This window comes from Chitinophaga filiformis (assembly GCF_023100805.1).
Classification (GTDB): Bacteria; Bacteroidota; Bacteroidia; order Chitinophagales; family Chitinophagaceae; genus Chitinophaga; species Chitinophaga filiformis_B.
On the sequence record NZ_CP095855.1, the window covers coordinates 3,278,437 to 3,301,912 of the forward strand.

Consider the following 23,476-nt stretch of genomic DNA (forward strand, 5'->3'; position numbering starts at 1 on the left):
AGGGCAAAAAAAATGCAGAAGAGAAATTTTTTTTTGAATGGTGGCCAGGGGTGGGATAATTCATCTCCGATACTGGGTTTTAGTTTGTATTTTTAAAGCAGGATAGCTGTGCGCCGACTTTGCATAAACGAAACCATTGCCCGGATACCATTAATCATCAAACTATACATCCCAATGAAAATTAAACTTATCCTTTTCGCTATACTTATAGCTGTCATCTGTTGTAAGAGTAAGATAGTAAAGGCGCAGGATACTGTCTGGAGAGCGGTCGACACAGGAAAACTTGACTCTTTATATTCAGACAAATTAAAAGAGAAGCGGCTCTTACAGGTATTTGTTCCCCAGCAATATAAACCGGGAAGCGCCGACAAATATGACGTGCTGTATGTGCTGGATGGTGGTAACTGGAACACAGGTTTGATCAATAAAGTACAGCCATTCGTAGAAGGAGAGGGTTATATGCCGCCCACCATAGTGGTGAGCGTCCTGGGCATTGATCGTAACAAAGATCTTACACCTACTCATCTGGTTGATTGGAAAACCTCCGGGGGAGCGGCTAATTTCCTTGGTTTTATCAAAGATGAACTGATACCTTACATCAATAAAAAATACCCGTCTAACGGCGATAACACGCTATGGGGACATTCATTGGGCGGCCTCTTCGTAATCAATGCCATGCTGAATGAGCCGAAGACCTTCAAGTCATACATCGCTGTTGATCCCAGCCTGTGGTGGGATGATTGTTACATAAAAAAGATCGCCCCGGAGAAGTTACCGGCATTAGCGGGTTCCAATATTACATTGTTTATCAGTGGCAGGGAGGGCATGGATGGTGAGGGTATGAAGATCGCCACGCTGGATACCGTGTTGAATAAGATGGCTCCCGCAGGATTGACCTGGAAGCATATTAATTACCCTGATGAAACACATAGTTCAGTAAGGCTGAAAAGCATCTACGACGGATTGAAGTTCTCCTATGGTTGGCGCAACGGGCGGATTGAATTTCACCCCATGAATGGTATGGTTACGAAAGACAAGCCCCTTAAAGTGTGGTATTTCGGCGATACGGCAAAAACTTATTATACGCTCGATGGAAGCCAGCCTACCAGCTTATCTGCAAAGGTACAGCCGGAGATCAGTATCACGGATGCTACAAGATTAACGGTGAAGCAATTCACCAACAGGGCACGTTATGATAAAATGAAAGCCGGTGAGTTTATTGTTGAAAAAAGATTAAGCCCCATCACAAAGCAAAAGAATATACTGCCGGGAGGTTTTCATTATGCTTACTATGAAGGGAAATGGGATAGTACTACCAATTTTAAGCTACTGAAGCCACAGCAGGAAGGGATCACCACGGCCGATTTCGATATAGATAAACTGCCTGCAAAGAACAATTATGCCCTGGTCATTGACGGGCTGCTGCAGGCAAAGGAGGAGGGCTATTATATTTTTGTGCTGGACGCCGACAAGGGTTCAAAACTTTACCTCGGCAACCAGTTGCTGATACAGTGGGAGGGTTCTTACAGCAGCCGGACCTGTTCCTACATATTACCGCTGCAAAAAGGATTTTATCCATTCCGCCTGGAATACCTGCACAGGAATGAAGACTTTAAACTTAGGCTGTCTTACCTTACGCCAGGCACGCTGGAGAGCAAAAATCCTGTACCGATCCCCAACGATCTGCAATACCGGGTACGATAGCAAACAGAAAATTTTTTCAATTTCATTTGGAGGAAATATTCAATTTATTATAAATTAGAGCGCCTTTTTTAAAGGCGCTTTATTTTATTAATGAATTTAAGTATTTGTTAGTTTTATGTTAGCGCTAGTTCGTCAATCCCGGCGAAATGAGGGCCGCGGATTCCGCCTCTACATCCCTTTATGTCTCGTTATTGTATTTTCTTTTGTCCCGCTTACATTCAAGGGTAGTCCCCCGGCACGTGCGCGGACTTCCACCTTCACAGCCCGCCTGATCAACCTGGAGGCTACGTCAAAGGAAACATTCAGGTACAACGCCTCCCTGTACAATGGCAGGAACCACGCCGCCATTTTTGAGTTCAATGCAGGTATACCAGCCGGCTGGAATGCCACATTCCGGGTAGAGGGTATGCAGGTGACTTCTTTCAGAATGGATTCAAGCAGGACCCAGGATGTGACGATCGAGATCACTCCTTCACCTTCCGTACAACCGGGCAAATACAATATCCCGGTTACAGCCACCGCCGAGGGAGATACGGTGCAACTGGCGCTGGAGGCCGTGGTCAAGGGGACATATACAGTGGAATTGACAACACCGGATGGCCGCCTGAGTGATGAAATTACAGAAGGTAGCCGTAAACCTGTTCACCTGACAATAAAAAATACCGGCTCTCTTCCCCTGGATGGCCTGGAGTTAACTGCACAGGCACCCCCTAAATGGGATGCTACTTTTGAACCCGCGAAAGTTGAGCGGCTGGAGCCGGGCAAATCTGTAGATGTGATAGCCCGCCTGCATGTACCCGACAAAACGATTGCGGGCGATTATGTGACGAATTTCTCTGTTAAAAATGCCAATGCAAGCGGCAATGCCACTTTCAGGATGACAGTCACCACTTCGTGGCTGGCAGGCTGGCTGGGCGTGCTGATCATCCTGCTGGCTGTTGGCATCATTTATTACCTGATACGAAAATACGGCAGAAGATAAGCGTGTTTACATATGGAAAACGCCATTATTGAACTGGAAGGATTGACAAAATTCTATGGTTCGCTGAAAGCCGTGGACAACCTCCATCTCAGGATCAGCGCCGGCGAGATCTTCGGACTGCTGGGGCCTAATGGTGCCGGTAAGACCACCACCATATTGATGATGCTGGGACTGACAGAACCTTCCGGTGGTACTGCCAGGGTATGTGGTTTTAATGCCACCAGCGATCCTATCAGCGTAAAGCGCAAGGTGGGTTATATGCCCGATAGCGTGGGGTTCTACGACAATATGACCGCTTTGGAGAACCTGTTGTATGTGGCCAGGCTAAACGGAATAGCCGAGCAGGAGGTACACCAGCGTGCACAGGAAATGATGGAACTGGTGGGCCTGGGCGCCGCCATGCATAAAAAGACGAGCGCCTATTCCCGGGGTATGAAACAGCGACTGGGCCTCGCGGACGTATTGATCCGGCAACCCGAGGTCATCATCCTCGACGAGCCGACACTCGGCATTGATCCCACCGGTGTAAAAGAGTTCCTGCAGCTTATCCGGCAACTGAGCCGGCAGCAGGGTATTACCGTATTGCTTTCTTCCCATCACCTGCACCAGGTACAACAGGTCTGCGATCGTGTGGGGATCTTTGTAGGCGGAAAACTGCTGGCAGACGGGAATATCCATCAGCTATCACAGTACCTGTTTTCCGAAGAATCCTACCTGGTAACGATCACGCTCCGGGAGCCCCTGCCTGCTACTGCCGACTGGGAACCGATGTTGCTGCAAATGGAGGCAGTCAAAAAAGTGACTGTGTCGGGCGCCAGCGTTGAGGTATCGTGTGCTGAAAATATTACTCCTGAGTTGGTGAGGTTCTTTGTGGCGAAAGGTGCAGACATTATGGGAGTATATCAGAAGGAATATGGGCTGGAAGAAATCTATCAACGGTATTTTGATAATAATCTAACTGAAAACGTGTCTCATGGTAAGTCCAGTGGTTTATTTCAAAGATCTTTTTTCAGGAAGGCTGCGAATTAAGAACGAAGCAGGGAGGGAGTTGCCGGATGCTGCAATTCACCGGCGGCCCTTCGCCGTAATGCTGCGCAAAGAAGTGGCCGATCACATCCGCAGCTGGCGGTTCATTGTATTGCTGATACTTATTGTGCTGACCTTTGCGGGAGCGATGTATGTTTCCCTGAGCAATTTAAAGGCTGCCGTTTCTAATGAAAACGATCCGGATCATTTATTTCTTTACCTGAAGTTACTGACGGCAACAGATGGATCACTACCGCCGTTCCATATTTTCATGAGTTTCCTGGGAGCCATACTGGGTATCAGCCTGGGGTTTGATGCGATCAACGCAGAGCGGAACAATGGTACCCTCATCAGGTTACTGGCACAGCCGGTATACAGGGATAACCTGTTGCTCGCTAAGTTCGTGAGCGCATTGGTCATCGTAGCTGCTTTGTTTTTGTCGCTTAGCCTGTTGATGATAGGAGGCGGACTGATTATTACCGGTGTGCGCATCGAGGCTGCTGAATTCTTCCGGATATTGTTTTTCGTTGTGCTCACTGTGCTGTATGTGGGCTTCTGGCTGAGCCTTGCAATACTGCTTTCTGTAAAGTTCAAACAAGCCACCACCTCTGCGCTCACTGCTATTGGCATATGGTTGTTCTTTACTATTTTTTACAGGATCATCGTGAACATGATCGTAAGATCGTTCTTTCCGGATCCTAATTTCATGGGCCAGGACGACATTCTCTTTTATAACAATTTAATACTTGACCTGCTTCGCCTGGCGCCGAGCCAGCTCTATACCGATGCCACAACAACACTGTTGATGCCTTCAGTGAGAAGTCTCGGCCCCCTGACCATGGAACAGATGGCAGGTGCGATCCCTTCCCCGCTGTCTGTAAGAGAAAGCATCCTGATCGTATGGCCGCAGGTCAGCGGTTTACTTGCCGCAACCGCAGTATGCTTTGCACTGACCTATTTCTGGTTTATGAGACGGGAGGTAAGGACCTGATCCCAAAGGCGTTGAACTGTGCTGCAGGCTTATTGAAAATGGATATCCGGTAGAGCGTAGGTATACTATTGATAACTCCTGAACAATACAGCCCTGCAACTATTGCAAGGCTGTGTTGTTCAGGAGTACCATAGATAGACGGAACTAGTTCTTAAATATCAACCCTGCAAACTGCCGCAGCGACCGCCTCCAGGTCTGCCACTCATGCGCAGTACCCGGCGATTCATAATACACATGTTTGATGCCTGCTGTTTCCAGTGCCTCATGAAAGCCTTTCACACCCTGGTACATTCTTTCCGGTTCTGTGGTACCGATACTCAGGTATACCAGCTTTACCTTCTGGTTGAATGCCGCGGGATCTGCCCAGGCGCCATCGTACATCTTGCTGATGTCTGTGCCTTGTTGCAGAAATGCAGCGCCGCTGAAGCCGCCTATATAGGAAAATTTGTCAAGGTTGGTCATAGTTGTCTGGAAGGTTTGAAATCCTCCCATGGAAAGACCGGCCATGGCCCGGTGCTCCCTGTCAGACAGTGTCCGGAATGTTGAATCGACCATGGGAATAATTTCTTTGACCAGCACTTCCGGGAAAACATTGTTGGACATTCCCCTGGGGCCGGGGCCTGATGCATTATTGACTGCAGGTCTTTGTGGGTCTATGGCATATCCCCTGTCCATCACCACTATCATCGGGGTTGCTTTTTTCTCGGCGATCAGGTTGTCCATGATCAGGTTCATTTTGCCCTGTCCCGGCCAGCCTGTTTCATCTTCACCTGCTCCATGCTGCAGATAGAGCACCGGGTATTTTACGCCTGTATCTTTATCATAACCGGGTGGTGTATAAACATGAGCCCTTCTCCAGGACCGGGTAATAGCCGAATAATAATTCACTGAGCGTACCTGTCCATGCGGCACATTCCTGGTGGTATAATAATCGCCGTCCGGGTCGGGAATATCTATGCCGCTTGCCATACGGCCCATGCCATAGAAAGCCTGGCTATTGGGATCTACGACAGGTATGCCATCGACCACCAGGGAGTAATAATGAAAGCCAACTGGTATTGTGTCGGTAGTCAGCGACCAGTAGCCGCCGGTGTCCTTACGCATGTCATATTTCCTGCCCAGGTCGATCTGTACCTTGTGTGCTTCCGGCGCCTTCAGGCGGAATATTACCTTGTTATCAGGCATTATCTGCGGGTATTTTATGCCGGGAATATTGGTGCTTGCCGGTGTTCCTTCTCCTGTATAAATATATTGGGAGAAGCTGGAAACATCAACAGGTTTGAAGATCAATTGAGAGAACATGTACAGGCCGTTCTTCCAGACTTTAAAATCATGCACCCCCGGTTCGATATAGTAGATATGAGGAACGCCTTTTTCGACGAGATAATCGTGCGTACGTTTGCTGAAAGAGATCAACCTGTCGCTTGCCCCACAGGAGATCCAGAGCAGCTTGAGTTTACTTTTTGCGGCTTGCGGATCAGGAACCAGTTCCTCCGGTTTTTTAGTATTCGGTGCAGAGGAAAATCCGCCTACCCAGGCAAATTTATCCAGGTTACCCAGGCCGAAATTCAGTGATTGTCCGCCACCCATGGACAAACCGGCTATTGCCCTGTGCTCGCTGTCACCTAAAACAGGATATTTCTTTTCAATGAAAGGTATCAGATCGTTTAACAGGTCCTGCTCAAATGTTGCGAAGGCCTGTACCTTATCCGGCGCCATAATATTGCCAATGGCCCTGTCATCTTTCATCGCCCTGCCATTCGGCATTACGACAATCATGGGCTCAAGTTTGCCTTCGGCGTAGAGGTTGTCCAGGATGAGCTGCGGCTTGCCTCCGTTCAGCCATTCTTTCTCATCGCCGCCAATGCCATGCAAGAGATATAAGACCGGGTATTTTTTCTTTTTGGAAAATCCCGGGGGCGTGTAAATTAAGGCCCTTCTTTGTGTGCCGACCGTTTTTGATGTGTAACTGATGGTATCAATACTGCCATGAGCAATGCCGGCGCGCAGAGAATCAAAACCTGCAGGCATCTGTTGCACAATGTGCTGCGAATGGACAGGGATAACAAATAGCCAAAACAGGGCTGAGATAAGACAGAAGCGTTTCATACGTGTTTTTTTTTACTGATGTTAGTGTCGTTAATTATTCAGGGACCCTGGGTCAGGGGATGAAACAAGCGTATACCGGGCTAAAAAGGGAATAAACAACGCCAGACAGGGTGAGTATTCCTCTTCCCAATTTAGCGTTGTTTATTGATATTCTATAGCATACTGCCTGACACACTTTATTGATAGTTCCTGATCAGGCCCAGGTCATATGGTATATTGCCATAGTCCCCGTAGTCGCCATTCGGCACTCCCTGGATCAGCAACTGGCAGCGGTCGATGTTGTCAATCTCCATTTTATCGTCTGTACCTGAGCGGATAGCCTCAACATGTGATACCTGGCCGGTCCATGCCTCAGAAAGGAATCGCAGATTGTCTTTCGACGCCCATTTCTCGGCCACCTGCGTCCAGGTGCCTCCCAGACTGCTGGCAGTCCACAATTCCTGGTACCGGTTGATATCTTCCACGATCATGTAGTATTTCCCATCAGCCTTATTCCTGTAAACGTGGACCGCTTCAAAGGTATTGGTGGCAACAATAGTGGGTGCCTCCCAGTTGTAAGGGAAATTGGCAACTGTTGTTCTGCGCCTTTTAATAGTACGCGATCCATCCTGCGCGGAATAAAAGCAATACACATAAGTGCCGTCTGAAATGCACCAGAAATCTATACCATCACCAAAACCCATGCTTCTCACAGGTGTCCATAAGGCAGGGTTTCCCACATCAGTGGAGGTTGAAAAGGAAGCGCCTTGTCCGCTCTGGTAGATCAGGAACCATTTTCCTTTTGCGGGAAACCAGAATACCTGCGGTGCACAAAAATAGGAGCCGGCATTGAGCGCACTCATATACGTGCGGCTGGCGGTTTTCAGGTTGCCCACGGAAGTAGCGGAAGCATATCCCATGCGCCAAAGGCCACCGGTGCCTTTATCGCGGCCTGTGTAAAAGAGATGATATTTGCCGCCGGCGTAAACGATAGAAGGATCTTTTACTGCCAGATCATCGAAGGCGCCTGCAGGGCCATCCAGGAAACACCTGGCTTCTGCATACCATGTGGGGTTGGCAATGGCTTCTACCTTTGCACTCCTTTTTTCCCCGCTTGCAGCAGGCGCCGCTTCGGCCAGCTTTTTCGAGCATTGGGAGAGCAGTGGCAGTAATATAACCAGTGCTCCCAGATATGTTAATCTTTTCATAGTGTTGCGAAATAGATGATGAAACAGCTATCAGTTAGAAACCAGGGTCGTGATACTGGAGGCAGGCAGGTTGATGCCAAAGGCGTTATTTGAAATGCTGAAATTGCTTGCCGCCAGGTTGGATGAACTGGTGGTTACGTAACGGTTGAAACTGTTCACTGTTACTCCGATGATGCTGAATGACTGATAGGTAACCGCTGTATTTGTATTAATGGCAACGATCACAATTTTTGATCCGCTCTTGTAAGCGGTCGTATACACACCTGTGGACGGATTGGCAGAGCAGGCGATCTTTGTATAACCGGGACGTACATATCTTGCAAAGTGTGCCATTACATATCCTACCTTGGTGATGTTGCTGTTCTCATCTATCGGCCCGTAAAAACGGCGAATGTACCACCATACATAAGCGGCCCATCCTGCCGTCATACAGTCGTGAATTTCTTTGGCTGCATTCATCGCATTAGGCCAGTCATTACCGCTGATGGAAGAATTGGTATAGTGCTCCGTCATCCATACCGACTTACCGATACTACCCAGGTTATACGGTGTTTTACCGTAAATATGTCCGCTTACAAAAAGTGTTTTCGACTTAGCGGTAGCATTGCTGAGATAGGTGTTGATGAAGGTCTGGTCCATGTTAAATGGCTCGGGGCACATAATGGGCGCTCCGCAGTTGTCGCCCTGGGCTGCCACGAAATTGGCGATCTCTGTAGCCGTTCCGTGCATCCATTCCGATGCCAGGTAATTAGGCTCATTCCATGGCGACAGCGCATATACACCACCCACTGCCTGTGTATAAGCGCGCAGGTGAGCTGCATAGTCGCCCCAGGCACTGGCGCGCAGATAAGATCCATCCATCATGGAGGAGGGCGCATTCCAGGCGGTGGCAATTACTTTGGCGCCATACCCCTTGGCTGCATCGATCGTGGCTTTTTCTGCCGCGAACTGGCTGCTGCTGGTGGGCACCATTACCCGCAGAATGCTCATACCGATACCACTGGTGGAAAAGGCTTTCGTCCGCTGGTCTGCCGTCAGGTCACCTATCCAGATCGGAACGCTCATGCCGCCAAATCCCTGGATGGTTTGTTGTACAGTATTGGCGTCGACGGTAGCAGTTGCCAGTATGCCAACATCTGCTGTGCCTTCTGCTTTATTTGCTTTTTGACCATTGAGGCTAATGTCTTCTGAATGTTGTTTAGTACAGGAAGAAACGACTAAACTGAGGGAAAGAAATGATATTCCCAGGCTTCTGAGAAAAAGGGTTGCTTTCATAGTGAATGTTGTTAAGTACTTTAATAGTTTTTCAAAAGGGTCGGCGATTGTACGCCAGTCACGTGGGCATGCATGGCATGCTAGATAGGAGGTTGTTCTTTCATGGTTTTTCATTTTGAGGGTTTATAGATCAATGCCGGCGCTCAGATTGAGATGATGTGAGCGCCGGTATTGCGACTAGTGGTCGTTTGATATTTTATCAGTGATGTGAAAGAAATCAAAATCGGCATATCCACCGGCCTGCTTGCCTGCATAGTTAAACAAGCCAAAGCGGTATCCCATGAAGTGTGGTATCGTGTAAGACATCTGCAGCACAGTGCCTATCTGTTTCCAGGACTTTCCGTCAGTGCTATAGTAGAAATATCCTTTGTCGGTCCGGTTGCGGAAATCGCAATCCACTTTCAGGTATACGCGTTCCTGCTGAAGCGGGATGCTTGCTATCTCTACAGGCGCTTCCGATCCGGCGCTCACCATCACAACTGATCTGCTGCCTGCCGCTGCTTTCACCCCTACCCATCCATATTTTTTCTGCAACAGTAGTAATCCTGCACAATCGCCATCCTTCATGCCTGATACTTCAATGGCAGTTACACCTGAACATACGGGCCCAAAGGTCCGTTGGGTGAGCGTATTGCGGGCAAGCAGGATACTCGTGTCTATACGGCTGGCAGTAAGCCGCAGGTATCCGGGCCTTTGCGACAGCGACCAGTCACTGTTATCCGGATTGTGGTTCCATTGCCATACAAGCGGGAGAGGGGAAGTACCGGGCTTTCGGGTAAATTCATCCGAAGCAACGATGCCAGGGTTATAGCCTTTGCCGGCGGGCAGGTGTAATGTATCGGGAACTTTACCATCTATGCCAAGCACTGGCCAGCCGTCTTCCCATTTTACCGGCACCAGGTAGGGGATCCTGCCTACAGCACCGTAATCCCGGAACAGGTATGCATACCATACTCCCGCGGGCGTACTGACCAGGCCTCCCTGCGCTACGCCTTTATCCTGCAGGGCCACACGCCCTTCATAAGGCCCGGTGATTTTATCTGCACGATGGATGGTCACCGTACGCATACCGCCCTTTGGCCAGCAGATGTTAAAGAGATAATACTTGCCATTGACCTTGAACAACTGCGAGCCTTCCGCCGGCAGACCAATATTGGCGCCTGCCGGCGAAGTCGCATTTTCTATGATCACTTTACTGTCTGTACCCGGCTTAAGTCCGGAGAGATCTTCATTCAGCTCTGCCAGCATGATCCTGCCGGAGCCGTACACCATGTATACGCGGCCATCGTCATCAAAGAAAAGAGAATGATCATGTAAGGCAGGTTTGAAAGCCACTGCTTTCCATGGACCTTTTTCAATATCCCTGGTAGAATAGATGTATGTCTTCCCTGTAGTGCCGGCAAAAGTGCTGACATAAAAGACGCCATTATGATAACGCAGGCTGCTGGCCCAGGATCCCCTGCCATAGGTGCTCTTTCCATTGTCCAGGTTTAACTCGTCCACATCATCAAGCACCTTGTATGCATAACTGACCATCTTCCAGTTAACCAGGTCGGTGGATTTCATAATGGGTACCCCTGGGCTCATATGCATGGTGGTGCTGCTCATGTAATAGGTGTTGCCAACGCGTAATATGGACATGTCGGGTACATCCGCATAAATGATGGGATTCACCGCCTGCTGGGCATGTAATTGCAGCGTGGTAAACACCAGCGTTAAGGCAAACAGGTACTGGTATACAGTTTTTTCTTTCATGATATTCGTATGGTCCATGTAATTTTAAAACAGTGCTTGTGCCATCCGTCAATTCCCATACCAGGGGTTCTGTGGAAAGGCAGGGCCTTCTGTCACCAGGTCTATCTGTTGCTGGGGAATGGGCCTCAACATATGTTCCTGCACCACATTGGCTGCTGCTTCATCATTGTATTGTTTTACCCTGGCAACAAGCGTTTTCGTGCGCGAAAGATCGTACCATCTGTTGCACTCACCATATAGCTCCCTGGTACGTTCGTCGAGAATAAAGTCCAGCGTTACCTGTGCCGCTGTGATGGTCTGTGCAGCCACTGCGGCGGCATACTGTTCCGGTGTTTGCCCGGGTTTCAATGCAGCCCTTATTCTCAGTACATTTAGCATATCGGCTGCCTGCTGTAGGGTTCCTCCCCCTTTCAGCGCCGCTTCTGCCGCAATCAGGTACACTTCAGAAAAGCGGAACAGGATGTACGGTCTGTCAGAATAATCGTTCATATCAGCTCTTGTAGAATCGTCCCATTTGCGCAGCGAAGGGAAAAGCAGGCTGGTATAAGGTATTGTTGCACCAGGCAGGTAATCAGGTTCGAAAATGATTCCCTTGAAGGCAGCTCTTTCCGCTGGCGTCACTACTCTGTCGGCCATCCAGATGGCGGTGTCAACACCATTCACAAGGGTGCCTCGTGGTGTAGCAGCACCTGCGGTGCCTTTGGCGGAAGCAGGTACGCTGTTGGATAACCAGATTGTCTGGAAGGTACCATCATAGCGGGAGTCAGTAGCCCTGTTGGCAAAAGCCACATTCAGTACATAACGCATATTGGGTCTTATCCTTTGCCATGGGCGGCCATTCTGAACATCCCTTACACAAACATAAGCGCCTCCGGCATCGGGATAATTTGCATTGACGGTAGGATAATTGGGGCGGAAGAAAAAGTTGGATTTATTTTCTTTCAGGTTACCAGCGCCTGTACCGGTCTGGGAGTTCTCGCCAAACTTCAGGTCTTTGGTATGATCAATCACCATCAGTGTCTCACGTCCGTATTCATTGCCTTCCAGGAAACCCTGGGAAAACACAGGCCAGAGATCAAGGCCATAAGTACCTTTGTTGTCGATGATACTTTTAGCGGTATTAAAGGCGTCGGTGAAGTCAGTCGGCTTTGCTGCGGCAGACCATCCCCGCCATAAATAGGTTTTTGCCAGCAGGTAAAGCGCGGTGGCCTTATAGGCGGGTTTACCCAATCCCGCAGCCGGCTGATCCGGCAATACTGCTGCCGCCTCCTGCAGGTCTTTTATGATCGCATCATATACTTCTGCCATCGGGGCCCTTGCATCGGCAGTTGTTGCTTCCGTATTAAAATTGAGATGGAGGGGAACATCACCGAAAGTGGTGACGAGATAGTAATAGCAAAATGCCCGGAGGAATTTTGCCTGCGCCAGCAGGTGCGCTTTTTTGCCTTCATCCATAGATGCGGCAGGCCCGAATTCAAGCACACCATTAGCTGTGTTGATGTCTATATACATGGAATTCCAGAAACCGGCATAGTCGTTGGTGTTACTCTTCATCAGCGATGAGTAGGTGAAGTTGTGTTGCACATCCGCAGCGCCACCCCTGATCATCTCGTCTGTGCCGCTATTGAACAGCTGCGTAAAGATCTGTGTTCCCCAGTGACCGCGGAAAGAAGAGTATATACCGGCAACGCCTCCTTCCAGGCCTTCCGGTGTTCTGAAATAGGCAGGATCGATCGTTGCCCTTGGCTGCTCTTCCAGGACTTTTTTACAGGACGTGCCCGTTAACACGAATGCAGTCAGCAGCAGACACGCTATTTTTATATTCAGTTTCATATTGAGCGAAGTTTCAGGATTAGAATTTAACGTTAACACCAAACATATACTGCCGTGTAGGAGGTACACCCATTCCTACCGTGATAGCCCTGCCTACTACAGGCGTTCCGCCTGCTGTAGAACCGACAGCATTACCATTGCCGTTCCCTTCAGGATCAATTCCCAGTCCGTCATGTACGAGTGGCGCCCAGAGTATGAACGGATTCTGTGCGGCCAGGTAAAGGCGCATGGAATTGATGCCGATCCTGCTGGTGATCTTCGATGGAAGATTATAGCCCAGGTTGATGGATCGTATCTTTATAAAAGAACCATCGCGGTAAGACAGGGTAGAGGTATACTGTAAAGCGTCCCTGCTGGCATCAGGCTGCGGGAATTCGTTCGTAGGATTGTCTGGTGTCCAGTAATTCACCTTGTATTGGTTCACACGGCTGTTCATAAAGAACGGATAACCGGCAGCGCCGCCATCGGCGGTCAGATAGGTTACCACCACTGTTTGCCCGATACGGCCGAAGGTTACAATGTTCAGATCAAAGTTCTTATAGGCAAAGCGGTTACTGAAACCAAATACAAAGTCCGGCTGGAAATTGCCGATCACCTGGCGGTCTTCCGCACCAATGGTGCCATTGCCATTAACATCCTGTATCTTGATATCGCCCGGTGCAGCGCCGTATTTGCTGGCATTCTCTTTCTCGCCAAGCTGCCATATACCGATCTTCTTTACGTCATAAATGACGGTCAGCGGTTGCCCTACATACCAGCCATTGCCCACGTCCTGGGTCAGGCCGGGTTGCAACGCAACGATCTTTTCCCTGGCCATGGAAAAATTCAGGTCTGTATTCCAGGTGAACCCGCTACGGCTTTTCACATTCAGGCTGCTGAGCGTTATCTCCACGCCATGACCGGCGGTCTTTCCCTGGTTCACCAATACAGAGTTGGCGCCTCTGCTGCGTGGCAATTCTTTACTCAACAGGATGTCGCGGGTGTTGACGTTGTAGTATTCAACAGCACCGCTCAAACGGTTATTGAAGAATCCGAAATCCAGCCCTATGTTGTAGCCCCTTGTAGATTCCCACGTGAGCCTGGGATTCGGCAATGTGTTGACCGTGTAGCCCGATACAAAGTTTACATTGGGGGAGGTGCCGGCGCCATAGTTGTAGAAATTGGAAGAGAGACTACCGATGGTGGTATAAGGCGCAATGGTCTGATTTGAACTTACGCCCCATCCCACTCTGAGCTTAAGATTATCTATCCACTTGATATTGCGCATGAAGTTCTCGTTGCTCATGTTCCATCCTGCCGACAAAGCGGGATAGGTGAACCACTGATTGCCGGGAGCCAGTACAGAAGCGCCATCGGTCCTGACAGTAGCTGTTAACATATAGCGGTCGTCGTAGGAATAAAACACACGTCCCATATAAGAGAGCAGTCCGCGGTCACTGTAGCCCGATGCATTTGCTGTCAGCGAATTGGCCAGCTGGAAATTGTAATCCTGGATATAATCGACCGGAACACCCTGCCCGTTGAACTGCTGGCTCTGATTGAAGTTCTTCACTACCTCATGCAGGGCTGTGGCCTGGATCTTATGTTTTTCTGCAAATGTCTTTTCGTAACTCAGCGAGTTGTCAACGGTATAGCTCCATGTTTCATCGTTCGACTGGCTCAGGGTAGCGCCGGCGGTCGTCGTGTTTGTATTGAACACGGTTCCCGGGCCGGTGTAGTTGTTGTTCATGGTCTGTATCCAGTCTAGCGCCAGGCTGCTTCTTAATTTAAGCCCCTTGATGATCTCCAGCTCTCCGTACACATTTGTCAGTGTTCTGAACCGGCGTGTACGGGCTTTGATCTTTTCGTTGTTACCGATGGAGGTGAGTGGGCTTATCTGTTGTGCATCGTTGGATTGTTGTATAGCAGGCTGGAAGTTGATGCTGCCGTCAGCATTGTAGGGCAGGTACAATGGACTTAACCTGGTGGCCGCGCCATAAGCGTTGGTATTGACACGGTTGGCCCAGCTCATGGTATTGGTAGTGGTCAGCCCTACTTTCAGGCGTTCCGTCATCTTATGATCGATGGCGATGTGCAGGGAGCCACGGTCAAAGCGCTGATCAGGTACAATGCCTGTTTCGCGAAAAACGCCGAAGCCAAAACTGTACAGTGTCGTTTCATTTCCGCCGGAAACGCTGATGTTATGGTCCGTACGGATACCTGTTGTCAGCAATAGTTTTTGCCAGTCTGTGTTGACACCTTTTGCCAGGTTCTCCTGTTCAATCGGAGTGAGGGCGTTAGGATGGGGATTGTTGGGATTTGGCTGCCCCTGTTTAGCGGCATCTTTGAAGGCGGCATATTCCTGTGCGTTAAAGAGGTCGTAGGTGCCCATTGCCTGGGAAACGCCCACATAACCGTCATAACTCGTGACAGACTTGCCCTGCCGGCCTCTTTTAGTGGTAATGATAATAACGCCGCCCGATCCGCGCGAGCCGTATATAGCCGTAGCTGATGCATCTTTCAGTACATCGATGGTGGCAATATCATTGGGATTGATATCATTGATGCTACCGCCCGAAAGGGGTATACCGTCCACCACCAGCAATGGTCCGTTCTGCGCATTGTTAGAGTTTGAGCTGGAGGCAAGGGAGCGGTTGCCCCTGATCCTGATCTCACCGCCGGTGCCTATGCTGGAGCCATTGTTTACAATGTCAATACCAGCGGCGCGGCCCTGTAACTGGTTATAAATATTGGGAGCGCCAACTTCTCTTAATGTTTCTCCCTTCACAGAAACCGTTGCCCCTGTTACATCTTTCTTCTTTGCGGTACCATAGCCTATTACCACCACCTGTTCCAGATCGCTGACGGACGATTTTAAAGTGATGTTCAGGGTGGTTTGCCGGTTAACGGCCATTTCGCGCGGTACGAAACCCACGGAAGAGATCAGTAGTGTGGCGTTAGCAGGCGCCGTAAGTTTGAAGAAGCCTTCACTGTTGCTTTGTACGCCGTTTTTAGCGCCTTTTACCTGTACGCTGGCGCCCGGAATGCCTGTTCCGTCGTCGCCGATAACGCGCCCGCTAATAGTGATGTTTTGAGCGTTGGCCTGTGCCGCGGCCAGAAGAGCAAATAGACAAGTGAGCATCGTTTTCCCCCATAGGCATCTGAAGAAGGTTGACGCTTTTTGCAAGCTGTGCGTAACCGAAAATTTCATAATCGTGGTTTTATTTCATTTTGTAAAATGCTGGAATGTGCAAGGCATAGTTGGCCCGTAGCCATCTGCATGAGAAGGCATGGATACTACAGTGCTATGTTGCGTTGCTGCTTCCTAGTGGATCAGGATTGTTTTTGATACTACATTACTGGTGGACTGATGATCTGTTCCTGGTTGTCTTCCCCCTATACTGATTGTTATCTTTCCTTTTGGTTGATATGCTATTCCTTTTTCATTGATCAGCGACAGCTCTTCCGGCGTCAGCCTGAAGCTAAGCGCCTTTGTCTCTCCACGTTGTAAGTGGACACGCCGGAAGCCTTTCAGTGCTTTGACGGGCGCTCCCGCGATGCCGGGATGGCTCACATAGAGCTGAACAACTTCATCGCCGTCGCGGTCTCCTGTGTTGGTAACAATGGCTTTCACTGCCAGCGGTGTACCTTGCGCCGTATTTTCAGGGATATTCAGCTGGCTGTAGTTAAAGCGGCTGTAGCTTAATCCGTATCCGAAGGGATATAAGGCCTTCCCGTTAAAATAGCGATAGGTCCTGCCTTGCATGGAGTAATCGCCGAATGCCGGCAGGTCTTTATCTGACTGGTAGAAGGTAACAGGCAGGCGGCCGGAAGGATTATAATCGCCAAACAATACATCGGCAATCGCTGTTCCTGCTTCCTGCCCTCCATACCATGCGTTAAGAATGGCCGGTATGTTTTCGTTCTCCCAGGGACAGGCAATAGCGCTGCCGGTCATCATCACAAAAACCACTGGTTTACCGCCGCGCTGAAGCGCCTGCAGGAGCTCGGTTTGTACCTGTGGCAGCATAATGCTGGTCCTGTCGCCCCCGTTAAATCCCGGTACCTGCACAGGCATCTCTTCTCCCTCCAGTTGCGGGGATATGCCCCCGGCAAAAATGATCGCATCCACGCCTTTCAGTTTTTCTGCCAGGGCGGTGAAATCTGTTTTTACGCGGTCGCCGGCTTTCAGCCTGATACCGGCATTCCCTTCATTCTGATAGAACTCTATAACGATCTTATAAGTGCTGTCTTTTTTAACGGGCAACAGGAATTGCCGGGCACCCCAGCGGTTCCGCTGCCAGGCATCAACGATCATTTTGTCGTTGATATAAAGCCGGTAACCATCATCCCCCTCAATTTCAAAATTCATTGTCTCACTCTTTGGGGCCGATAAGAGGGTGGTGTACCGCGCAGAATAGTGAATAGTGCCCAGCCCTGGTACAGGTGTTTGTCCCTCTGCCCAGTAATGGTCTATGTCTTTTTCGATCAGGCTCTTTACAGGCTCTCCGCTGAGTTTTTCATTGTTATAATACTGCGCCTGCACGCCCTGCTCACCGTTAAAAGAAAGCAGCGGGGCAATGTCTCGGTAGGCAAGGAGCGTATCGTTGGTATAATTGACCGCCTTTTCATAGATAACCTCCGCGTCCGGTCCCAGTTTCTTCTTTATGCCCTCCAGCAGCGTTACAACATGGGATGGTGTGCCATTGTAATTGCCCAGTACTGCTATTTTATTGTCAGCATTGGGGCCGATCACTGCTATCTTCCTGATAGTCCTGCTGAGCGGTAGCAACTGGTCGCGGTTTTGCAACAATACAATGGATTCCCTGGCCATTTTAAGTGCATGGGCAACATGTTCGGGCGATTCGAGCACCGATTCCGGTGTTTGTGCATATTTAACCTGCGAAGCGGGGTCGAACATACCCAGGCGGTAACGGATGGTAAACAGCCGCTTTACGGAAACGTCCAGCTGCTGTTCTGTGAGCAGGCCTTTTTTTACGGCATCTACCAATGAATAGTATACGGAAGTGCCGCATTCTACATCAGTGCCATGAATGATGGCATCCACGGCGGCCGATGTGGCGTCCTTATGTGTCTTATGGTATTTGAAGAAGTCATCGATCGCCCAGCAATCGCTGGTAACATAACCATCAAATTTCCACTGGTGGCGCAGAATATCATTCATCAACAGGTCATTGGCACAACAGGGCTGGCTGTTTAATGCGTTATAAGCACACATAACCCCTGCTACCCGGGCATTGACAATCAATTCATGGAATGCCGGCAGGTAGGTGTCCCAGAGGTCATGTGCGGAAGGAGTGAAGTTATCGGCATGCCGGCTGGGCTCAGGACCGCTGTGAACGGCAAAATGTTTGGCGCAGGCAGCCGCTTTCAGGTATTTAGGATCATCTCCTTGCAAACCGCGGACGAAAGCAGCGCCCAGTTTTGCCGTCAGGTAGGGATCTTCGCCGTAGGTTTCCTGACCACGGCCCCAGCGGGGATCACGGAATATGTTGATGTTGGGTGTCCAATAAGTAAGGCCCATGTACCGCTCATTGTTTCTGCCTGTAGATGTGGCCTTATTGTGTACAGCCCGGCCCTCGGTAGCAGAATAGTCAGCCATCTGGTAGAGCGCCGCTGTGTCCCAGGTGGCAGCCATTCCAATGGCCTGCGGATAGGAGGTAACATGGTAGGGCGTACGGGCAACGCCATGCAGGGTTTCATTCCACCAGTCATAGGCAGGAATGCCGAGGCGCACGATGGCCGGTGCTGCATTCAGCATCTGACCTACTTTTTCTTCCAGCGTGAGGCGACTTACCAGGTCATTGACACGCTGTTCTATTGGAAGGGAAGTGTTCCACATCGGATAGTGCCGATAGTCATCCTTTTTGGATGCGCCATCGGTGAGGTCAGTAGTTTTTCCGCCTGCTGTCTGCTGGGCAGCCAGGATGCCAGGGAAACAGATAAGCAGCACAAGGCCGACAAGTGGAATGCATCGTCTCGCTTTTTTCATTGCCAGATCAGTTTTTTAAATACCGTGGAAAATGTCCGTTCATATACGTGGACGCTATAGCTTATATCATCCAGGCGAATGTACCCTCACTCACTGAAGTATCATGGCTTATTTGTATAAATGAATAGCACAAATGTCTAAATGAGTATATTTTGACCGGTAGTTGCCTGAAATGGATTGATAAATAGTGAATAATGTATGGTGACTGTCTTGTATGCCAGTGTGCGGTTTGGATCAGTTTTTTGCCGCTGAAGAAGGGAAATGCATGAAATAATCCCCTGCGGGAAGGGGCGTTCCTGTTAAAAGGTGCAAGCCATTGACTAAATCCATCAACTCCGCGGAGGGGCGCACCTGCTGGTACAGCGGTGCAGATGATCATGATCGGATAGATGGATTTTAATTGACCGATCGTTTTTTCAGCAGCTGGTATTCGGAAGGTAAGAGGTTGAATTTTGCTTTGAATGCCCGTGCAAAATAATTGGGTGTGGAAAATCCGACGGCATAACCGATCTGTGCAATTTTCATATCACTATTCTCCAACAAGCTGGCGGCCTTATTTAATTTAATGGAGCGGATAAATTCTACCGGCGTTTCACCTGTCAATTGTACTACTTTATTGTACAATGAAGCACGGCTCATAAACAGGTGCTTACTTAGATCTTCTACCGTTAAGCTGTCGCTGTTAATATTGTCCTCGATATATTGCGTAACCCTTACCAGGAATTTTTCGTCTTCCGATTCCACTTCGGCAGCTGGTACCACCACCTTTAACTGGCGCGTGTAGGTGTCTTTCAGACTTTGGTTCAGCAGCAGGAGGTTGTTGATCTTTATATTCAGGATATCAAAATTGAACGGTTTGGTGAGGTAGTCACTGGCGCCTGTCTGCAGCCCCTTTAACTGGGATGCATCGCCAGTCAGGGCTGTTAACAGGATGATCGGGATATGGCTGGTCCTTTTGTCCGATTTGATTTTCTGGCTTAGCTGTATGCCATCCATATAGGGCATATTGATATCGCTCACAATAACCTGGGGATGAGCCGACAATACTTTTTGCCATCCTTCTTTCCCGTCAGCGGCTTCCACGATTTTATAGAAAGGGGTTAAATTGTCTTTCAGATAATACCGGAAATCGTCATTGTCTTCAATCAGCAGCACCGTTAGTTTTTCTGCCGCGGGAACGGAGGCCTGTTGTACAGGCGCCATTAATGCCTGCGCATCGCCCGTATCAAGGTGTCCTTCCGGGCCCACCACCAGCAGGTCGGTACTTTCAACAGGTTCCCGTACCGGTTCCAAAGGCAATTGTACAGTGAATGCGCTTCCTTTTCCGGGGATGCTTTCCACGTTGACGGTGCCATTGTGCATTTTCACAAATTCCAGCGCAATGGACAGACCAATACCGCTGCCCTGGTTCAATATGCCGGGATGCACGTCTCCCTGGAAGAAACGCGTGAATATCCGCTCCCTGATGTCGGGTGTCATGCCAATACCGGTGTCTGTCACCGTGATCGTGATACCCTGCGAGGGATCATGGTCAATGTTCAGTGATATCTGGCCGCCTTTCGGTGTGAACTTGAAGGCGTTCGACAAGAGATTAAACAGGATCCGCTCAATTTTATCGCGGTCAAAGCAGGTATGGAAGCTGCTTAGCGCACTTGTAAAAGAAAAATTGATATGCCTGCGATCAGAAATATCCTTAAACAGTTCCACCACTTCCCCAATGAAAGAAACGATGTCGCCCTGTGTCAGGTTCAGCTTCAGTTCCTGCTCCTCCAGTTTACGGAAATCCAGTAGCTGGTTGACCATGTTTAAAAGCCTCCTGGCATTCCTTTTTACGAGCTGCAGTTGTTTTAATTTCGGCTGGCAGACTTCTTCCTGTATCAGCTTTTCAATGGGGCCTACTATCAATGATACCGGTGTCCGGAATTCATGGCTTAAGTTGGTGAGGTATTTGACTTTGACCTGCTCGAATTCGCGTTGCCGTTCGGCCTCTTTTCTTTCCAGTTCCATGGCCTGTCTTATCTGGAGGCGTTCCTGTTCAAGGGCGAACTTATTCCTGATCTTATGGATGGCGCGCTGCCGCAGCGCCCATAAGGTGAAGCCTATTGCAAGCACATAGAAGATATAGGCATATACCGTAAGCCAGAAGGGGGGCCTTACATATACATGGATGACGGCCTGCCCGGTGGTCCAGGAACCATCATCGCTGCTTGCTTTGACGCGAAATACATAGTCGCCCGGCGGTAAATTGGAGAATACCGCTGTCCGGATAGAACCCACCTCATTCCAGGTTTTATCAAAACCCTCCAGGATATAGGAATACCGGCTTTCCTGCGGAGCTGTATAATTCAGCGTTGTATAATCGATGGAAAAGTTCTGTTTGTAATCCAGCCGGATCTCCTTTGCCACTGAAATATGCTCTTTGATCGGCGCTTTATTGCCAGGTATGACAGAGCTGCTGGAAATCCTCAGGTCGCTGAGTACGATCTTCGGTACATTCCTGTTGTAGTTCAACAGTTTCGGATAGAAGTAGTTAAATCCATCCAGGCCGCCGAAGAACAGTTCTCCCTTGCTGGTTTTCAGGCCTGCTCCCAGGCAGAAGGTACTGCGTTGTAAACCGTTGTAGGGGAAATAGTTTTTGAATTTGCTGGTGGCGGGGTCGAAGCTGCTGATGCCCTTGTTGGTGCTGACCCATATTTTGCCCGCATCATCTTCCAGTATTTTATAGATGACAGCATTGGATATGCCTTCCTGTTCCGCATAGCGAACAAATTTCCCTGTTTTGGCATCGAACAGGCATAATCCTTCACCCGGGCTACCTGCCCAGATCCGGTCGTTCTTGCCGGCGCAAATGGTCTGCATGTCGTTGGCTGGCAGGTTACTATTTTCCCGGTTAAATACCCGGATCTTATCACGGGATGGATCGAGCATTATTATACCGGATCCCAGCGTACCGATCCAGATATTGCCGGATTCATCTTCCTCTATAGTGCGGATAAAACCACGGCTAAGCGTACTTATACCAGCGGCATAGCGCTGCTCTTTATCAAAGCGGCGAAACTGTCCTGATACCGGATCGTAAACGTTTACACCGTTTCCGTTCGTGCCGATCCAGATATTTCCCCTGCTGTCTTTTTTAAGGCAAAAAATATCGTTACCGGAAAGATCTTTTTGCCCATCGCCTTTGGTATAGTGGCGTACCTTGCCTGTCTGCGTGTTCAGTACATACAGGCCCTGCATGAAAGTCCCGATCCAGAGCTCCTGGTCCAGGCGTTCCAGCGCGAGTACTGCCGGTGCTTTGCCTTCGCCCCAGAACAGCGGATGATCGAACAGGCCGTTGCTCCTGTGATAGAGGTTGATACCGCCACCATCTGTTCCAACATAGATATCTCCGTTTCCATCCTCGGCAAAAGAAGTGATTACGGGGGCTGTCAATCCTTTCGGGTCAAAGGGATTGCTCTCCCGGAGGTTGAAGAAGGCCAGATTCTTATCGTATTTGCTGATGCCACCCTGATAGGTTCCGATCCAGTAAATACCGTTCTTGTCTATAAAGATGCTCCTGACAGACTTGCCATGCAGGCTATACTTGTTCCTGGCGTCATGCTCCACTCGGTGGGAAGTCTTTTTCTGCAGATCGAAGATGTTCAGTCCTTCCTCGGTGCCCACCCATAAGCTATTGGGGCTCTCCGGCGTTATTGTCCAGATGCGGTTGCTGCTCAGCGTCTGTTTATCTGTTTTGCTATGTGTGTAGGTGCGGAAGCCTTTCCCATCGGGCAGTAACATACTTAAACCGCCGTCTTCGCTGCCAATCCATAAATTGCCGTTATGATCTTCTGTTATCACCTTTACGGAGTTGTCGGGAAGTGAAAGGGAGTCGCTTGTATTATGCGCAAAGTGTTTGAAATTGTCAGTGCTGCTTTGATAGAGATACAAGCCGGAATTGCCACCTATCCACACCCTGTGCCTGCTGTCTTCAAATACGCAGGTAATGACGTTTCCCGCCAGCTGACCAGGCCTGGCAGCATTGGCCTGATACTGACCTGTTTTCCCGGTTTGCGGATCGAATGTGAACAGGCCTGCATAACTTCCTATCCACAGTTTGCCGGTATGATCACGGAAAATGGTCCGCGCTGTATTGCCGGAAGTGAACCGGTAATTAATAAAACAATCCTTTTTGCGGTCGTACAGGGATAGTGTGGTATTTGTTCCAACCCAGAGATTGCCGGAGCGGTCTTCGTGCATGGCGAGTATTGAATTGGCGCCAATGCTCATGGTATCGCTTTGCTTATGCCTGTAAACGGAGAAATTAACTCCATCAAACCTGTTAAGGCCGTCGTCTGTGCCAAACCACATATATCCGTACTTATCCTTCAGTATGGTGGAAACTGTATTGGACGACAGGCCATTTTCACTGCTGAAATTAACGAAGTTAAGATCACTCTGCTGCGAAAAAGCCACCTGTGACCATAGCATCAGATAAGAGATATAAAGAATATATTTCACAACAACTTGGAATTATCAGTTCATAACCGGACAAAGCTTCCTTAAAAATAACAGAATTTTAATTGTTTTATTGACAATTTATAAACTTTTACTGCGGCTACCTATCACCGTCCTCTTCCGAT

At 49.3% G+C, this 23,476-nt stretch carries 12 protein-coding genes; 4 read left to right on the top strand and 8 right to left on the bottom strand.

The window, feature by feature from the left end; all coding sequences use genetic code 11:
- Positions 1-174: 174 nt before the first annotated feature.
- From MYF79_RS13165 to MYF79_RS13180, 4 genes are all read left to right on the top strand, one after another.
- Positions 175-1,704 (top strand): alpha/beta hydrolase-fold protein, encoded by a 1,530-nt coding sequence (locus tag MYF79_RS13165; RefSeq protein ID WP_247814325.1) that lies wholly within the window; start codon positions 175-177, stop codon positions 1,702-1,704.
- 115 nt (positions 1,705-1,819) lie between these two features.
- Positions 1,820-2,686 carry an NEW3 domain-containing protein gene (locus MYF79_RS13170; protein ID WP_247814326.1) on the top strand — a complete coding sequence of 289 codons (867 nt, stop codon included), beginning with the start codon at positions 1,820-1,822 and terminating at the stop codon, positions 2,684-2,686.
- Between the two features lie 12 nt (positions 2,687-2,698).
- Positions 2,699-3,715 carry an ABC transporter ATP-binding protein gene (locus MYF79_RS13175; protein ID WP_247814328.1) on the top strand — a complete coding sequence of 339 codons (1,017 nt, stop codon included), beginning with the start codon at positions 2,699-2,701 and terminating at the stop codon, positions 3,713-3,715.
- Positions 3,660-4,703 carry an ABC transporter permease gene (locus MYF79_RS13180; RefSeq protein ID WP_247814330.1) on the top strand — a complete coding sequence of 348 codons (1,044 nt, stop codon included), beginning with the start codon at positions 3,660-3,662 and terminating at the stop codon, positions 4,701-4,703. Before MYF79_RS13175 ends, MYF79_RS13180 begins: the two co-directional genes overlap by 56 nt.
- Positions 4,704-4,847: 144 nt before the next feature.
- Here the strand turns inward: MYF79_RS13180 and MYF79_RS13185 are convergent, their stop codons facing one another.
- From MYF79_RS13185 to MYF79_RS13220, 8 genes are all read right to left on the bottom strand, one after another.
- On the bottom strand, positions 4,848-6,812 hold the full coding sequence (locus MYF79_RS13185) for an alpha/beta hydrolase-fold protein (protein WP_247814332.1): 1,965 nt from the start codon (positions 6,810-6,812) through the stop codon (positions 4,848-4,850).
- A gap of 176 nt (positions 6,813-6,988) precedes the next feature.
- Positions 6,989-7,999, bottom strand: coding sequence for a non-reducing end alpha-L-arabinofuranosidase family hydrolase (locus MYF79_RS13190; protein ID WP_247814334.1), 1,011 nt, complete (start codon positions 7,997-7,999; stop codon positions 6,989-6,991).
- A 30-nt stretch (positions 8,000-8,029) separates the two neighbouring features.
- Positions 8,030-9,274 carry a hypothetical protein gene (locus tag MYF79_RS13195; protein WP_247814336.1) on the bottom strand — a complete coding sequence of 415 codons (1,245 nt, stop codon included), beginning with the start codon at positions 9,272-9,274 and terminating at the stop codon, positions 8,030-8,032.
- A 177-nt stretch (positions 9,275-9,451) separates the two neighbouring features.
- Positions 9,452-11,029 (bottom strand): glycoside hydrolase 43 family protein, encoded by a 1,578-nt coding sequence (locus MYF79_RS13200; protein ID WP_247814337.1) that lies wholly within the window; start codon positions 11,027-11,029, stop codon positions 9,452-9,454.
- A 48-nt stretch (positions 11,030-11,077) separates the two neighbouring features.
- The gene (locus MYF79_RS13205; RefSeq protein ID WP_247814339.1) at positions 11,078-12,862 is read right to left on the bottom strand and encodes a RagB/SusD family nutrient uptake outer membrane protein; all 1,785 of its coding nucleotides are present in this window, start codon (positions 12,860-12,862) and stop codon (positions 11,078-11,080) included.
- A 19-nt stretch (positions 12,863-12,881) separates the two neighbouring features.
- Positions 12,882-16,052, bottom strand: coding sequence for a SusC/RagA family TonB-linked outer membrane protein (locus MYF79_RS13210; protein WP_247814341.1), 3,171 nt, complete (start codon positions 16,050-16,052; stop codon positions 12,882-12,884).
- 114 nt (positions 16,053-16,166) lie between these two features.
- Positions 16,167-18,854: a glycoside hydrolase family 3 C-terminal domain-containing protein gene (locus tag MYF79_RS13215; protein ID WP_247814342.1), complete on the bottom strand. Its 2,688-nt coding sequence runs from the start codon at positions 18,852-18,854 to the stop codon at positions 16,167-16,169.
- A gap of 396 nt (positions 18,855-19,250) precedes the next feature.
- Entirely contained in the window at positions 19,251-23,354 is a 4,104-nt protein-coding gene (locus tag MYF79_RS13220; protein ID WP_247814343.1) for a two-component regulator propeller domain-containing protein, read from the bottom strand.
- Between the last annotated feature and the right edge of the window lie 122 nt (positions 23,355-23,476).

Excerpts from the sequence above, each read along its gene's own strand:
- MYF79_RS13165 (WP_247814325.1), top strand. The coding sequence starts at position 175 with ATGAAAATTAAACTTATCCTTTTCGCTATACTTATAGCTGTCATCTGT.
- MYF79_RS13170 (WP_247814326.1), top strand. The coding sequence starts at position 1,820 with ATGTTAGCGCTAGTTCGTCAATCCCGGCGAAATGAGGGCCGCGGATTC.
- MYF79_RS13175 (WP_247814328.1), top strand. The coding sequence starts at position 2,699 with ATGGAAAACGCCATTATTGAACTGGAAGGATTGACAAAATTCTATGGT.
- MYF79_RS13180 (WP_247814330.1), top strand. The coding sequence starts at position 3,660 with ATGGTAAGTCCAGTGGTTTATTTCAAAGATCTTTTTTCAGGAAGGCTG.
- MYF79_RS13185 (WP_247814332.1), bottom strand. The coding sequence starts at position 6,812 with ATGAAACGCTTCTGTCTTATCTCAGCCCTGTTTTGGCTATTTGTTATC.
- MYF79_RS13190 (WP_247814334.1), bottom strand. The coding sequence starts at position 7,999 with ATGAAAAGATTAACATATCTGGGAGCACTGGTTATATTACTGCCACTG.
- MYF79_RS13195 (WP_247814336.1), bottom strand. The coding sequence starts at position 9,274 with ATGAAAGCAACCCTTTTTCTCAGAAGCCTGGGAATATCATTTCTTTCC.
- MYF79_RS13200 (WP_247814337.1), bottom strand. The coding sequence starts at position 11,029 with ATGAAAGAAAAAACTGTATACCAGTACCTGTTTGCCTTAACGCTGGTG.
- MYF79_RS13205 (WP_247814339.1), bottom strand. The coding sequence starts at position 12,862 with ATGAAACTGAATATAAAAATAGCGTGTCTGCTGCTGACTGCATTCGTG.
- MYF79_RS13210 (WP_247814341.1), bottom strand. The coding sequence starts at position 16,052 with ATGAAATTTTCGGTTACGCACAGCTTGCAAAAAGCGTCAACCTTCTTC.
- MYF79_RS13215 (WP_247814342.1), bottom strand. The coding sequence starts at position 18,854 with ATGAAAAAAGCGAGACGATGCATTCCACTTGTCGGCCTTGTGCTGCTT.